This is a genomic window from Methylomonas sp. ZR1 (assembly GCF_013141865.1).
Lineage (GTDB): Bacteria > Pseudomonadota > Gammaproteobacteria > Methylococcales > Methylomonadaceae > Methylomonas.
The window spans coordinates 2,641,790-2,655,245 of sequence record NZ_RCST01000001.1; the positions used below are offsets into that span (position 1 = coordinate 2,641,790).

Sequence of the window (13,456 nt, forward strand, 5' to 3'; positions counted from 1 at the left end):
TATGGAATCGCTAGACCTCTCTCACATCCTGGCCGGCGCCAACGGCTTTTTTCTGCACTTTGTCGCGGCCGCCGCGCTAACCGGCGCGTTTGCTTTCTGTTATTTGTGGATTACGCCCTACGCGGAATTCAAACTGATCCGCGAGGGCAAAACCGCGCCGGCCGTGGCGTTTAGCGGCGCACTACTGGGCTTTGTCTTGGCGCTGTCCGGAGCCGTCGCCAACAGCGTGTCGTTTATCGACATGCTGATCTGGGCTGGCATCGCTTTATTTTTGCAAGTGCTGGTATTCGTCGGCCTGCGGTTGACTTTCGCTGACCTGTGCAAACGCATTGCAGACGACGAACTAGGACCCGCCATCGTGCTGGCAGGTTTTGCTTTGGCGGCGGGCTTGTTAAGCGCGGCTTGCATGACTTATTAAAGCCGTGACTGCCGCCAAACGCATCTTAATAGTCGAGGACGAACCGGCGATTGCCGACACATTGATTTATGTGCTGAACAGCAGCGGTTACCGAACCGAGCACGTCAACTTAGTGCAAACCGCCTTGGTCAGATTGCAATCCACCGAGTTCTCTTTGGTGATTCTCGATGTCGGCCTGCCGGACGGCAACGGTTTTGACTTGTGCCGGCAGTTGCGTCGATTTTCGGATATTCCGGTGATTTTTCTGACCGCGCACGGCGACGAAATCGACCGCATCGTTGGTTTGGAAATCGGCGCCGACGACTATGTGACCAAGCCGTTTAGTCCGCGCGAAGTGGCGACCAGAGTGGGCGTGATCCTACGCAGGCTAAATGCGCCCATCGGCACCGACCAATCGCCTACGCTTGCCGGACAATTTGAACTGGACAGCCAAGCCGGCCGCATCCGCTATTACGGACAATTGCTGGATTTGACCCGTTACGAATTTTTGTTGTTGAAACTATTCATCGAACACCCCGAGCGGATTTTCTCCCGCGAACAACTGCTGGAAAGAATCTGGCAAGACCCCGGCGACGTGTTCGACCGCACCGTCGATACCCACATCAAAACCTTGCGCGCCAAACTACGCTTGGCCGCCGCCGATCAAGATCCTATACGCACCCATCGCGGCCTGGGTTATAGCTTGCAAAGCCGATGAAGTTATCGGTACGGCTGTTTTTAGGCTACTTCCTGCTGGTGGCCGTGACTGGGCAACTGGTGTTAATGCTGGTGGTGAAGCAGATCGGCCCCGGCGTGCGCACCGCGCTGGAAGCCAGTTTGGTCGATACCGCCAACCTGCTGGCCGAACTGGCCGCGCCGGATTTGCGGCAAGGCAGCATCGCCGACGGCCATTTCGCTCAAGCGGTCAAGCGCTACAGCAAGCGACCGGTATCCGCGACCATCTTCGGCTTTCCGAAACAAAGCCTGGATTACCGGGTTTACGTCACCGACGCGGTTGGCATCGTTCGTTTCGACTCGGCGGTTACGGCAATCGGCGAAAACTACTCGCGCTGGAACGACGTGTATCTGACCCTGCAAGGCCAATACGGCGCGCGTTCCTCGCAGGCCAATCCCGGCGATAAGGCCAGCTCGACCATGCATGTCGCGGCGCCAGTGCGCGACGGCGATAAATTGATCGGCGTGGTCACCGTCGCCTACCCCACCGCCCTGCTGCAACCCATCGTCGACGCCAGCAAGAATGCTATACAACGCGGTGCCTTCTGGCTGTTCGGCGGCGCTTTGCTATTCGGCGCGGTATTCAACTGGCGCTTGACCCGCGCCATCGATTTACTGGTCGGCTACGCCCGCAGCGTGGCGTCCGGCGGCAAAGCCAGCCCGCCCAAATTGCGCAGCGTCGAATTGTCCACGCTGGCACACGCGCTGGAAACCATGCGCCAGGAATTGGAAGGCAAACAATACGTTGAGCGCTACGTACAAACCCTGACCCACGAGATGAAAAGCCCGTTGGCCGCCATTCGCGGCGCGGCGGAATTGCTGGAAGATCCGTTACCCGATGCCGACCGCCGTCGCTTCGCCGGTAATGCCCGCGAACAAGCCGAACGCCTGGACCAATTAATCGAACGACTACTGGGACTGGCGGAATTGGAGCAGCGCCAGCAGCTATCCGATCCACAGCTATTGGATTTAGGCGAATTGCTTAATAGCGTCCTGGCCGAAAAAGCCCCGCAACTGCTGCAACTCAATTTGCACACCGCCGTGTCGGTAGACAAACCGCTGCCCGTGCTGGCTGAAGAGTTTTTATTGCGGCAGGCCATCTCCAATCTTTTGGATAACGCCTTGGCCTTTGCCCCTGCCAAGTCCACAATCGAAATCGACGGCCGCCGCAACGGCAAGCAAATCATCTTGCGCATCCGCGACCACGGCCCCGGCATACCCGACTACGCATTGGAACGTTTGTTCGAACGCTTTTACTCCCTGCCCCGCCCCCACAATGGCCGGAAGAGTACCGGGTTGGGCTTGGCTTTCGTTAGGGAAGTGGCTGTGTTACATGGCGGGAAGATCAAGGTCGGCAATGCCGAGGGCGGCGGGGCGATGGCAGTGTTGAATTTGTCGGCAAGTGATTGAGAAACAGTGTAATCGACGACCAATTTACCTTTGTCTGATCATCATTCCAAACTCCTGAATTCTGACTACCAAATGGAAGAAAAATGAATACATCGACAATTGCAGCCATCAATTTCTATGTCCGTCAGCTAAAATCCGCAATAGCAATAAAGAATATTCGTATCCTCAGATCGGACAAGCATGGCAAGCTGGCAAATATGATCCTTGGGGCATGGGTTTTGGGTTTGGCGACAATACCAACTCCGGCACTAGCTTGCAGTTGTTGGCATCCGCACCCGGAAGAATATCTTCAAGCCAGTGCATTGATTTTTAAAGGCACGGTAGTGTCGATTGAGAAAGTCGTGCCGAAAGCCTTAGCTGGCGAATACGATATCACCCGGTTTTAACCGCAATGCTACAAATTGACCTTAAGCACAATGCTTTGGCGATAGACGCTCGAAAAATTAATAACACGATGGTTTGCGAGCTAATTCTCATAAGCCACAAATAAGCCGTGCAAAAAAATACCTAACAAAAAACCTGGTATATGCTTTCCTCGCTGAGTCTAACTAGCAAGACCATGCGGCCGCACTAAAAACACCCCCACAAAGTCGGCTGCATTTTTTTTAGTTCACGAGGAGAGTGTTTAATGTCATTGGATTTCGAAAAGCTGACCGTATACGGCAAATCGTTTAGCGGGTTTACCCCCGATAAGGAAGCTTTGTTGCTAGAGGTTGGGTCGCAAATTAAGCCACATCTGGCGGCGGTAACCGACGAATTTTATCAACAGTTGGCCACCATACCGGAAACGGCTTCGTTTCTGGAAGGCCGAGTCGAGGGTTTGAAAAAAACCCACCGCCTATGGATGGAAGGACTATTCACAGGCCCCTATGATAAAGACTTTACCGCACAGATGTTCAAGGTCGGTGATGTGCATGTCAAGGTTAAATTGCCTGTCGAATTCATGGCCGGAGCGATGACTTTGATCAATAACCGTCTTTTCACGCTGATAGTTGAAACCTTTGGTGACGATAAGCAATATTGCGCTCGGACGATTGCCGCGGTTAACTCGGTAACCGGCTTTTCATTGCTGGTGATGCAGCAATCCTATCAAGCCTCGAGCCTGGCGGAAGAACTGGAAAAGTTTTTGAAAATTTCCGGCATGAGCCGCACGTTATTCACCAATCTGGCCTTGGCCTACAGAGACAAATAAGGAGATCACTATGCGCGCGGATTTATTAATATCTGTTTTGACGGAATTGAATGGTTCATCGGCCGACATCGAAGCCAGTGGCGTGATATCGACTGATGGTTTAATGATGGCCTCGGTATTACCGGCTTCCATGGACGAAGACCGGGTAGGTGCGATGAGCGCCGCCATGTTGTCATTGGGTGACCGGACTGCGCAAGAGCTGGCGAGAGGCGAGTTGGAGCAAGTGCTGATCAAAGGCAAGGCCGGCTATGTGTTAATGACCTATGCCGGTTCTGAGGGTGTTCTCACCGTTTTAACCAAGTCATCGGCCAAATTGGGCTTGATATTTCTTGATGTTAAGCGAGCGGCGGTTCAGATCGCGGAGATGCTGTAAAGATTGACTTGGAGTGACGGGATTACGCCCGTCACCTCGATCTTACCACCGGTCAGACTGTTTGCCGCATCCGGCAGTCGATCCCTGCCTTCAAATACCTTTACCGCTCCCAGGGGATGTCAATACCAAAGCTAGACAGATCAAGGTGCGCGCTATGCTTCCCTGACAACTTAGCCTGAATTTGTCACATCGGCACTCGCTCGTCGCTCCAGCGTTGCACCCACTAGACCTAAACGTCCCCGCCCTAAAAAGCTTAAGCCCCTCCTTATTTCCAACAAGGCAACAATCCGGTTTTTAACGTATATTTTCCGCATATTTGCAAAACCGATGATCACTAGCAATGGAAAACGACTACGCGATTTTTAGCCCGAAACAGATTGTCAATTATTTAACGGAGATCCAGCAGCGTAATTGCATTTTGTCGGCTCGCTATGGCGCGGATAATCAGGCGTTTTTAACTGCGATTGTGCAAATCGACCCTAAACACAATACCTTGGCGATAGACATTGCGCCCACCCAGGAATTGACGGACCGTTTATTACTGAGCAAGCGCGCGCATTTCTTCACGCAGGTGGATGGGATTGATGCGGCTTTTCAGGGGGTGAACATCAAACTGGCGCAATGCGCGCATGGTGCGGTACTAACCATGCCATTGCCCGATAGACTGTACTGGCGGCAACGGCGCAATTATTACCGGGTGAAAGTGCCGCAATCGCATACAGGCACGTATTGCCAATTCGGTTTTAAGCTAAGCGGTGCGGATGGCGAACAAACATCTGTCGTTAAAACCTTCAAACTGATCGATATTGGTTTGTGCGGACTGGCTTTATTGAATCCGGACCATGATTTGCAACAGGAATTGCTTAGTGTTGAAGTCGTCAGTTGCACCTTATTTCTGCAAGACCACGAACACCACCACGCCGACGTTGCGATGCGCGCCAAATACAGTATCGACGTCAAAACCAATACGATAAGCACCGCGCATCGCATAGGTTTTCAATTTACCGCCATTTCGCCGACTTTTGAGAGCAGTGTGCAGATCTACATGCAATCTATCGAACGGATGCTGAAAAACATCGAGAGTCATTGAATCGGCGCTAAACCGCCCGGTTTCCGTTAATCTCCAAGTTTAGCTAGGCTCAAACAAAAAACAGCAATACCTTATTTACCAAAAGGTCCTAGGTTTGCCATTCCACCCGTTTAGACAATAGGCAATATATCGTGTCAGTCATCAGACTATTGCTACCCGCGCAAGGGTTTGCAGAAATTAGCCTTAATCCGAAAGAATTGGAAAACCAAGGCATTGCCGTCATCACAATCGAGCCAAACACTACGGAACCCATGAATTTGTTAGCTTTAGACGTCGTCCTGATCGACGGTGACGCGGCGTTGCCAGACAATCTGGATCTGATCGATCAAGTAAAAAGCATTGCCCCTAACAGTAAGTTTGTAGCCTTGCTTAGCCATTCCAGCGCCCATGCCCTGACCTATTTGCAGGTCGGAGTGACCGGGTTGTTGAGATGGTTTCCCGACGCGGCCAAGTTGGCTGAGATCATCCGCACGATTGTGCAGGGTGAATATTACCTGGACCAAGAGATTGCCCAGTTGCTGGCCATGCGGCAAATCAAAAAGCAATTAGAACCCTTTGTTTCTCTCAGCTCCCGCGAGTTTGATGTGTTTTGTCTGTTAGCCGAAGGCTGTTCATTGCAAACGGTAGCTGCGCAACTCGGTATCAGCAGTAAAACGGTCTCCAATTGCCAAACTCAAATCAAGCTGAAACTGGCTATCGACAGTCGGGACACACTGACAAAATTTGCCAATAGCCATGGCTTGATTATGCATAAAGGCGTATGATTCCCGATATTCGGGAATTTTTCCTATTTTTGCGAGGTGGTTTATGAAAAAGTCAGTGTTAGCATTATCTGTATTAGCCGGTTTGGGCGTGTTATCCGCTAGTGCCTTAGCAGCCGATCAAGGCTTGGAAAATTGCATCCAGGCCGTCAAAAAAGAAAAGGCAGGCGAGCTGGTCAAACTGGAAAAGCTCAACGTAGCCGGCAAAGGCGCCTATGAACTGGAGTTGCGCGACAACAACCGCCAGGAATGGGAATACATGTGCGATGCCGACGGCGGCAAGCTGACTGAAAAAGAAGCTGAAGTAGCCGACCCCAATAGCCAGGCATTCAAAAAGAATGTCAAAGTCACCGAGGAAGATGCCGCAGCAATTGCGTTAAAAGCCAATCCCGGCAAGATTGAGGAAGTCGAATACGAAGTGGAGGAAAACGGCGGCTCGTCTTACGAATTCGACATCGTGAATGACAAAGGTCTGGAAACCAAAATCGAAGTGGATGCCGCCAGCGGCAAAATCATCGAAACCGCCACCGAGGAATGGGAAATCGGCGAGGAAGTTGACGAAAAACGTTAATTCCGGGGCCAGCAACTTCACAACCCTGGCAGTTTTGGGGCTCTCACTATTAGAGCCCCAGCACCCGCCGCCGAATATACCAATTAACGCCGGGTATACCGGTGTTTTACCCCAACGGGGAAATAATCCGCATCCGCAAAACCATGTAGGCTGATCTGGGGCAACTGCTTCTCGACTGGCGTGTAATGGGCAAATTCGCTGTTCAGCCGCAACAACTGCGTACGAATGGAGGCGGCTATCCTCGGCGCCATCGCCGGTTCCGCCACCACGCCTGGCAATAATTCCACGGCGATCTGCAGATATTTATCGCCCTCCGCATTTTCCTGGGTTTGCAGAACAAATTTACCGGTCACCCAAGCCATGATCTCCGGCTGTTCCAGACCTACCGTGACGTTTTCCGGATAGATATTGGCGCCGTAGTAGGACACGGTAAAATCGGCGCGGCCGAACACATACACAAAAGGTAAGTCGCGAGCTTGAAAACTGCTAGCCAAACCTAAATCCTCGACCGACTGCACGCCGTGCTGTCGCAGAAAATCCCAGATTTGCGCGTAGCTCAGCAGCCCACCCTTGTCGGCGATGTGATAGCGCAGCAAAGGCACACTGTTCTCGCCGGAGACCACCAAAGTCCCCTCGTGTTCTTCGAAGAAACGGCTATGCGGATCGTATTGCACCAGGGTGGGCAGCCGCGATTCGCCGAACAACGCTCGGGCCGCTTCCGGCCGTTGCGCCAGCCAACGGCGAATGGCAATGCTAAGCGGCGTTTCGTTACCCAGCACGCCGCCGTCGGCGGTACCGTATAACGATGCGGAATCGAAACAAACCGACTGCGAGCCGATACGCTCGGACAGCAAGCTGCGCCACTCCTCGCTAAACACCTCGCCGGCAAACACCAGTTTAGGTTTGAATTGCGCCCAGTCTATGCCCTCGGCGGCGCCGGCATCGATCACGTCCTTCACAAACGGCGGATACCCCAACAGCACGGTTTGCTCAAAGTGCGGCGCCAACTCGCGGACTACCCGAAAAATCTCAGCTTTATTATTGCCCGGCGTTGCCACCAGCAAGGGATAGCCCTTCTGCGCCAGATGCCAGCAACAGGAGGTCGTGAACAGGCCGCCCACCCAATTGCCTAACGCAAAACACACCACCGCCAAAGTCGAGCGCTTATCGGCCTGAAAACTGTCCTTGAACACCTGCTCGAAGCGCACCGCCACATCCAACTCATATGCTGCCGAACGCGGCCAGAAAGTTGGCATGCCGGTGGAGCCTGACGACACCGCCACCCGGTCCGCCCCGCTTAAATTGCCGCCGAAACAACGCGCCGGCAACGGGTAGGCTTGCATGTAGTTAGCTTTGCTGATTAGCGGTAGCTTTTGAAAATCCGCGTAATTATTAATCTGCGCGGGATCGATTTGCTGGGCTTGTAAAAACTGCCGATAAGCGGGAACCTCAGCCGCACAACGCTGAAATAGAGCCAGCATTTTTTGCTGCGGATTAAGCGCTTGATGCTTGGTAAGCAAGGTATCCAATGGCGTGGCCAGAAAATGTTGAAATGCTGCCGCAGAAGACGTCGTCGGTAAATCGCTCATTGCAAACCACCTGAAAAATGCTGGAAAAACCCTAAAGATATATTCTTGGATTGAATGTTTGGTAAAACGTTAATTCTGCACAACACCATGCCCATACCGATGCAAGCATTGAGATTAGACAAATCATTATCCTACCGCAACGATATGCCGATACCCGAATTAGCTGCCGGCGAAGCTTTGATTGCACTGCGCCTGGCCGGTATCTGCGCCACCGACCTGGAACTGGTGAAGGGTTATGCCGGATTTTCCGGCATCCTCGGCCATGAATTTGTCGGTAAGGTCATCGCCGTTGCCGATGACAAACACAGAGATTGGCTGAACCGGCGCGCGGTGGGTGCCATCAATATCGGCTGCAACGTCTGCGAGGTGTGCCAGCGCGACGGCCCCGAGCATTGCCTGAATCGTAAAGTGCTGGGAATACGCGGCAAAGACGGGGTATTTGCCGATTATTTCAGCCTGCCGGTTGCCAACTTGTACACCGTCCCCGACATAGTGACTGACCAAGCCGCCGTGTTTACCGAGCCGCTGGCCGCTGCTTTGCGTGTAGTAAAACAAATAGCCGCACTGCCCATCGCCGACATCGCGGTGGTCGGCCCCGGCCGCTTGGGTTTGTTGATCGCCAAGGTGTTGAGTCTGGCCGGCTACCAAGTCACGGTGTTGGGCCGGTCGTTGGAGTCATTAGCTTTGCCCAAACAATGGCAACTGACGACTGGCTTGACTAACGAGATTCCAGACAACAGCTTCGACCGCGTCGTCGACGCCAGCGGTCAGGCATCAGGTTTTGCGCAAGCCTTGCGCATCGTCAAACCGCGCGGCACCTTGGTGTTGAAAAGCACCTTTGCAGCCAACGCGGCACTGGATTTAAGCAAGGTGGTGGTTTACGAAATCAACATCATCGGCTCCCGCTGCGGGCCGTTTGCAGAAGCCCTAAAGCTGTTGACAGAAAACAAGCTACCCGTGGAAACGATGATAGACGGCCAATACCCACTGAGCGATGGACTTGCCGCATTCAATCACGCCGCCCAAGCCGGCGTCAGAAAAATTCTGTTACAGCCCGCACTGAATTCAGATTATTAACCCGCTTGAACTCACCAGCACCGCCAGCGAGCGCAAGCTTAGAAGGCGTTAAGACGCCAGCAGCATATTATCCAAAGTCTTTTTCGCCAGCGCCGCCTGCTCGGCAGGCACGGAGACTTGGTTGACCACATGCCCGGCCGCCAGATTTTCCAGCACCCAGCACAGATGCTGCGGATCGGTGCGGAACATCGTTGAGCACATACTTAAAGTAGGCGCCATGAAATGCACGCTTTTGCCTTGTGCCTTGCATTCCTGATTCAGGCGATTGACCAGATTCAGCTCGGTCGCTACCAACCAACGGGTATTGGCTTCGGCTTCGCGGACGATTTTCAAAATCATTTCAGTGGAACCGATGTAATCGGATTTTTCGCAGACTTCAAAACAGGCTTCGGGATGGGAAATAACGATGGTTTCCGGGTGTTTTTCCTTGAAGGCGTCGATTTGCTCCGGCTGGAAGGCTTGATGTACGGAACAATGACCCTTCCAAAGAATAATCTTGGCATCGCGGATTTGCTGTTCGGTCAAACCGCCCTCCGGTTTATTGAAATCCCAGGTTACCATTTGTTCCAGCGGGATGCCCATCCGGTAGCCGGTATTGCGGCCCAAATGCTGATCGGGGAAGAACAATACTTTTTCGCGTTTGGCAAAGCTCCATTTCAGGATTTTTTCGGCGTTGGAAGAGGTACAGACAATACCGTCATGCTGCCCGCAAAACGCTTTTAAATCGGCGGCGGAATTGATGTAAGTCACCGGGGTGACGGTATTTTCCACATCAATCACTTTCGCCAACTCGTCCCAGCATTGTTGGACTTTGACCTTATTGGCCATGTCCGCCATCGAACAGCCGGCCGCCAAATCCGGCAAAATCGCGATTTGCTCCGGCCGCGACAAAATGTCCGCCACTTCCGCCATGAAATGCACGCCGCAAAAGACGATGTATTCGGCTTCCGATTGCGCCGCTTCCCGCGATAATTTCAATGAGTCGCCGAATATATCCGCATGTTTGAATACTTCGTCGCGTTGGTAATGATGGCCCAGAATAATGCAGCGTTTGCCGAGTTTGGCTTTGGCGGCTTCTATGCGCGCGGCACATTCGGCATCATCGAGCAGGGCGTAATCATGGATAGGTAAGGCAGCAGTCATTTTTTAACCTGAAAACAAAAAGCGAGAATTTCGAAAACTTAGGCCCGGCTTTTTACAGCCGGTTCCATGGGTCATGCCGACAAAGCATGATTTAGTAAAGTGAGGCCAATCCAGCCAAAACCAAGGGTGGTGACGACAAAACTCAAAGCGGAATAGATCCGCCATATCGGCTTGGACCAAAAATCCGGATCGAATGCCGCCACCACAAACACGCCGGGATTGGTCAAGCCGCCAATCACGACCAACCAGCAAGCGGTGTCCGGCAACGGTACTTTGGCGCCGTAAAAGCCCAGGCAAAACAACGCCATTAAGGCGAAATCAACGTGTGCCCTGATCAGGGTTTTGTAGTCTTTTAAAAACTCGCCGTCTATGCCTTTGATCGGAAACCATTTGGCAAAAGTCATCAGCCATGCGGATAACAAAATGGCGAAGATCATCAAAACGGCGCCTATCAATAATATTTCCATGATTTTTTAGTCTGTGATTGTAAAAATTAGATCGAGGTCCACGCCATTTCATTCATCAGGCCCTTATATCTTCTGATGTCGTCATTCCCGCCTGAGCGCAAACGACGATATTCGCGGGCGGAGAAGCGGGACTCAAACCGGAAAAGTGGGCGCGCTGTTCAATATAAAGCGTGCTGAAGCAAACTCATAGCCCCAGCACCGCTTTGGTTTTGTACATATTGTAAAACCACCGGCACAAACTGGCTGACCATGGACGGATTCATACCCAAAGATTGAAACGATCCGGCTAAATTCGCCAGACTGCCAAGTTGCCCGCCCATTAACCCGCCCGCAGCGCCCAGCAACGATTGCGAGCCGGTAGTGGAAACCTGTTGCGGTACCGAGGACAAATAGCGGTCCATATCCGGTAGGGCATTGCTCAATTGCGAAAAGTCACCGGGATTCATGCGTTGCTGCGCCACTGAAAAAATTGACCCCACGCCACCCAGCGCTTGCTGCGGGCTGATGCCCAATTGCCCAACCAGAATATCGATTAACCCTAGTTGGTTGGCCTGCCCCACCGCACCGGCGATAGAACCTGCTGCACCATAGACGGCTGGCGACCCGCCCAAGGCAAAAGTCTGATCTGAAACCTGCTGTTGCACCGGTGCGCAAGCGCTGATGACCGCGAGAACACCGACTGCTGTAAAACCTTGCAAAACCTTCATTCTGTCGAACTCCTGAAAAACGCCGAAATACCGGACCAAGCCACATCATGGCCGCCAAAACCGGCACTGTAAATCGAAACCTGCCCAGGATACAACCTGGGCTCTTTTATCGCCGCAGGCGGACAGCCGCGGCGTCCTGTGCAAAGACGGCGTGTTATCTGCAGATAACCGAGAAACTCCCCGCAAACATTGTGGGTAAAAATCGGCAATTCGCATGAATTCAGTATAATCCTGGCTTTAGCCACAAGAACAATAAAGGTAAAAATATGCTGAATATTCAAAAAACGCTCGAAGACTATTATCTTCGCTTGCAAGCCCATCCTAAATACCTGCATGTGATGACCTTGCCGCTGATGCAACGTTGGGGGGTGTTTATCGGTTTGTTTTTGCTCTCGCAAATCCTGGTATTCGGCAGCCTGTACCTTATTTTTGACAAAGTGGTGGTGATCGGCTTTCTGGCCAGCGTGCTGGCTGGATTAGCTACCGGCATCGGCGCCTTGCCGGCCTTGTTCTTTAAAAATATTTCCGACCGGCTATTCAACGGCTTGCTGGGCGCCGCAGCGGGCGTAATGCTGGCGGCCACCGCGTTTTCGCTACTGGTGCCCGGCTTGGATTACGGCGAACAAATCTGGCCCGGCAAAGGCTTGTGGATCGTTTCCGCCGGCATGCTGATCGGCGCGCTGTTTTTACATGTTGCCGACAGCCGATTGCCGCATCTGCATTTTGATTCAGTCAGCGATCATTCCCTGGATTCGCTGCAAAAAATCTCTTTATTCATCATCGCCATCACCATCCATAACTTCCCGGAAGGCATGTCGGTCGGCGTCAGCTTTGGCTCCGGCGATATGAACAATGGCTTGGTGTTGTCTATTGCCATTGCCTTGCAAAATTTGCCGGAAGGCCTGGCAGTCGCCCTGCCCCTAGTCGGCCTGGGTTACAACAAATGGAAAGCCGTCGCCATCGCCACGTTGACAGGCTTGGTGGAACCGGTGGGCGGCCTATTGGGCATTACCATGGTCACGGTATTTTCGTCGATATTGCCGATTGCAATGGGGTTTGCAGCCGGTGCGATGTTGTTCGTCATCAGCGAAGAAATCATCCCGGAGACGCACGCCAAAGGCCGCTCGCGCATCGCTACATTTTCATTAATGGCCGGTTTCATCATCATGATGATCCTGGACAAAATACTGACATAAACACCACCTAAACCAAGCGCGCCACCCAAAAGGCAAAAGCCTTTTGGGCTTTATATCTTCCGATCAAACTCCTCAGTGCCGAATGGAATACCTAACCGCATTCATCACCCAAATAAGCACCTTAAACTTTGCGGAATTGCTCGCGACCGGCGGCACCAGCTTTGCACTGATAGCCGCCGCAGAAATTGGCGATAAAAGCCAACTGGTATGCATGACCCTGGCCTCCAAGCACAGACCGACTCCGGTGTTATTAGGAGCGATTGCCGCGTTCGCGCTGCTGAACACTTTGGCGGTGGTTTTTGGTGCGGCGATTGCAACATGGTTACCGGAATATCTGGTCGCGGCCACCGTCGCCCTGCTGTTTGCCGCATTCGGTCTGCATGCTTTGCTCAACCACGACGAAGACGATGACAACGAAGAAATCGTCGAGAAAAGTGGCCACGGCATTTTCTTTACGACCTTTTTATTGATCACCGTCGCCGAATTTGGCGATAAAACTCAATTGGCTGTCGTGGCATTCAGCAGTACCGCGCAACCGATTGCAGTTTGGCTGGGCTCGACGCTGGCGCTGGCGTTTACGTCCGCACTGGGCGTGCTGGCTGGCCGCACCGTGTTGCAAAAAATCCCCCTGTCCTTGCTGCATAAAGCCAGCGGCGTGTTTTTCCTGATTTTGTCGGCAGTTGCGGCCTATAAAGCCTACGAAAGCTTGCTGGCTGCGGGTTTGCTCCCCCAACTTTAGCCAAATTCC

The 13,456-nt window shown here is 52.7% G+C and carries 16 protein-coding genes; 12 read left to right on the top strand and 4 right to left on the bottom strand.

The annotated features are described in order from the left end of the window. Position 1 precedes the first annotated feature (1 nt). The 9 genes from DDY07_RS11860 (at position 2) to DDY07_RS11900 (ending at position 6,529) form a co-directional block, all read left to right on the top strand. Positions 2–418 (top strand): DUF350 domain-containing protein, encoded by a 417-nt coding sequence (locus DDY07_RS11860; RefSeq protein ID WP_171696047.1) that lies wholly within the window; start codon positions 2–4, stop codon positions 416–418. A 4-nt stretch (positions 419–422) separates the two neighbouring features. Beyond that, positions 423–1,115, top strand: coding sequence for a two-component system response regulator CreB (gene creB, locus DDY07_RS11865; protein ID WP_171696048.1), 693 nt, complete (start codon positions 423–425; stop codon positions 1,113–1,115). Next, positions 1,112–2,542 carry a two-component system sensor histidine kinase CreC gene (creC, locus tag DDY07_RS11870; protein WP_171696049.1) on the top strand — a complete coding sequence of 477 codons (1,431 nt, stop codon included), beginning with the start codon at positions 1,112–1,114 and terminating at the stop codon, positions 2,540–2,542. The genes creB and creC overlap by 4 nt, the downstream gene beginning before the upstream one ends. 83 nt (positions 2,543–2,625) lie before the next feature. Then, positions 2,626–2,928, top strand: a complete 303-nt coding sequence (locus DDY07_RS11875; protein WP_171696050.1) for a hypothetical protein — start codon at positions 2,626–2,628, stop codon at positions 2,926–2,928. 242 nt (positions 2,929–3,170) lie between these two features. Then, the gene (locus DDY07_RS11880) at positions 3,171–3,734 is read left to right on the top strand and encodes a protoglobin domain-containing protein (protein ID WP_171696051.1); all 564 of its coding nucleotides are present in this window, start codon (positions 3,171–3,173) and stop codon (positions 3,732–3,734) included. A 10-nt stretch (positions 3,735–3,744) separates the two neighbouring features. Further along, complete coding sequence (locus DDY07_RS11885; protein WP_033155499.1) at positions 3,745–4,107, top strand: roadblock/LC7 domain-containing protein; 363 nt, start codon at positions 3,745–3,747, stop codon at positions 4,105–4,107. 340 nt (positions 4,108–4,447) lie between these two features. Beyond that, the gene (locus DDY07_RS11890) at positions 4,448–5,197 is read left to right on the top strand and encodes a flagellar brake protein (RefSeq protein WP_171696052.1); all 750 of its coding nucleotides are present in this window, start codon (positions 4,448–4,450) and stop codon (positions 5,195–5,197) included. 131 nt (positions 5,198–5,328) lie between these two features. Continuing rightward, positions 5,329–5,961 carry a response regulator transcription factor gene (locus DDY07_RS24445; RefSeq protein WP_171696053.1) on the top strand — a complete coding sequence of 211 codons (633 nt, stop codon included), beginning with the start codon at positions 5,329–5,331 and terminating at the stop codon, positions 5,959–5,961. 43 nt (positions 5,962–6,004) lie between these two features. Continuing rightward, positions 6,005–6,529 (top strand): PepSY domain-containing protein, encoded by a 525-nt coding sequence (locus tag DDY07_RS11900; RefSeq protein ID WP_171696054.1) that lies wholly within the window; start codon positions 6,005–6,007, stop codon positions 6,527–6,529. An 83-nt stretch (positions 6,530–6,612) separates the two neighbouring features. On the opposite strand, the gene DDY07_RS11905 is transcribed toward DDY07_RS11900, so the two are convergent. Beyond that, positions 6,613–8,118 carry a phenylacetate--CoA ligase family protein gene (locus DDY07_RS11905; RefSeq protein WP_171696055.1) on the bottom strand — a complete coding sequence of 502 codons (1,506 nt, stop codon included), beginning with the start codon at positions 8,116–8,118 and terminating at the stop codon, positions 6,613–6,615. Between the two features lie 54 nt (positions 8,119–8,172). Between DDY07_RS11905 and DDY07_RS11910 the strand changes: the two genes are divergently transcribed. Continuing rightward, positions 8,173–9,195 carry an alcohol dehydrogenase catalytic domain-containing protein gene (locus tag DDY07_RS11910; RefSeq protein WP_171696056.1) on the top strand — a complete coding sequence of 341 codons (1,023 nt, stop codon included), beginning with the start codon at positions 8,173–8,175 and terminating at the stop codon, positions 9,193–9,195. A gap of 48 nt (positions 9,196–9,243) precedes the next feature. Here the strand turns inward: DDY07_RS11910 and nadA are convergent, their stop codons facing one another. The 3 genes from nadA to DDY07_RS11925 form a co-directional block, all read right to left on the bottom strand. After that, positions 9,244–10,338 (bottom strand): quinolinate synthase NadA, encoded by a 1,095-nt coding sequence (gene nadA, locus DDY07_RS11915; RefSeq protein WP_171696057.1) that lies wholly within the window; start codon positions 10,336–10,338, stop codon positions 9,244–9,246. A gap of 71 nt (positions 10,339–10,409) precedes the next feature. After that, a complete protein-coding gene (locus DDY07_RS11920) occupies positions 10,410–10,805 on the bottom strand; it encodes a hypothetical protein (RefSeq protein WP_171696058.1) in 396 nt (131 codons plus the stop codon). Positions 10,806–10,963: 158 nt separating this feature from the next. Next, entirely contained in the window at positions 10,964–11,512 is a 549-nt protein-coding gene (locus DDY07_RS11925) for a DUF2780 domain-containing protein (RefSeq protein WP_171696059.1), read from the bottom strand. A 266-nt stretch (positions 11,513–11,778) separates the two neighbouring features. On the opposite strand from DDY07_RS11925, the gene DDY07_RS11930 reads away from it, so the two are divergent. Next, entirely contained in the window at positions 11,779–12,708 is a 930-nt protein-coding gene (locus DDY07_RS11930) for a ZIP family metal transporter (RefSeq protein ID WP_171696060.1), read from the top strand. An 82-nt stretch (positions 12,709–12,790) separates the two neighbouring features. Continuing rightward, positions 12,791–13,447, top strand: coding sequence for a TMEM165/GDT1 family protein (locus tag DDY07_RS11935; RefSeq protein ID WP_171696061.1), 657 nt, complete (start codon positions 12,791–12,793; stop codon positions 13,445–13,447). Positions 13,448–13,456: the final 9 nt, after the last annotated feature.

What these genes read in the sequence shown, in the direction of transcription:
- DDY07_RS11930 (WP_171696060.1), top strand. Translation starts at nt 11,779, where the DNA reads ATGCTGAATATTCAAAAAACGCTCGAAGACTATTATCTTCGCTTGCAA.
- DDY07_RS11900 (WP_171696054.1), top strand. Translation starts at nt 6,005, where the DNA reads ATGAAAAAGTCAGTGTTAGCATTATCTGTATTAGCCGGTTTGGGCGTG.
- creC (WP_171696049.1), top strand. Translation starts at nt 1,112, where the DNA reads ATGAAGTTATCGGTACGGCTGTTTTTAGGCTACTTCCTGCTGGTGGCC.
- DDY07_RS11920 (WP_171696058.1), bottom strand. Translation starts at nt 10,805, where the DNA reads ATGGAAATATTATTGATAGGCGCCGTTTTGATGATCTTCGCCATTTTG.
- DDY07_RS11875 (WP_171696050.1), top strand. Translation starts at nt 2,626, where the DNA reads ATGAATACATCGACAATTGCAGCCATCAATTTCTATGTCCGTCAGCTA.
- DDY07_RS11890 (WP_171696052.1), top strand. Translation starts at nt 4,448, where the DNA reads ATGGAAAACGACTACGCGATTTTTAGCCCGAAACAGATTGTCAATTAT.
- nadA (WP_171696057.1), bottom strand. Translation starts at nt 10,338, where the DNA reads ATGACTGCTGCCTTACCTATCCATGATTACGCCCTGCTCGATGATGCC.
- DDY07_RS11925 (WP_171696059.1), bottom strand. Translation starts at nt 11,512, where the DNA reads ATGAAGGTTTTGCAAGGTTTTACAGCAGTCGGTGTTCTCGCGGTCATC.
- DDY07_RS11935 (WP_171696061.1), top strand. Translation starts at nt 12,791, where the DNA reads ATGGAATACCTAACCGCATTCATCACCCAAATAAGCACCTTAAACTTT.
- DDY07_RS11885 (WP_033155499.1), top strand. Translation starts at nt 3,745, where the DNA reads ATGCGCGCGGATTTATTAATATCTGTTTTGACGGAATTGAATGGTTCA.
- DDY07_RS11880 (WP_171696051.1), top strand. Translation starts at nt 3,171, where the DNA reads ATGTCATTGGATTTCGAAAAGCTGACCGTATACGGCAAATCGTTTAGC.
- DDY07_RS11905 (WP_171696055.1), bottom strand. Translation starts at nt 8,118, where the DNA reads ATGAGCGATTTACCGACGACGTCTTCTGCGGCAGCATTTCAACATTTT.
- DDY07_RS11860 (WP_171696047.1), top strand. Translation starts at nt 2, where the DNA reads ATGGAATCGCTAGACCTCTCTCACATCCTGGCCGGCGCCAACGGCTTT.
- DDY07_RS11910 (WP_171696056.1), top strand. Translation starts at nt 8,173, where the DNA reads ATGTTTGGTAAAACGTTAATTCTGCACAACACCATGCCCATACCGATG.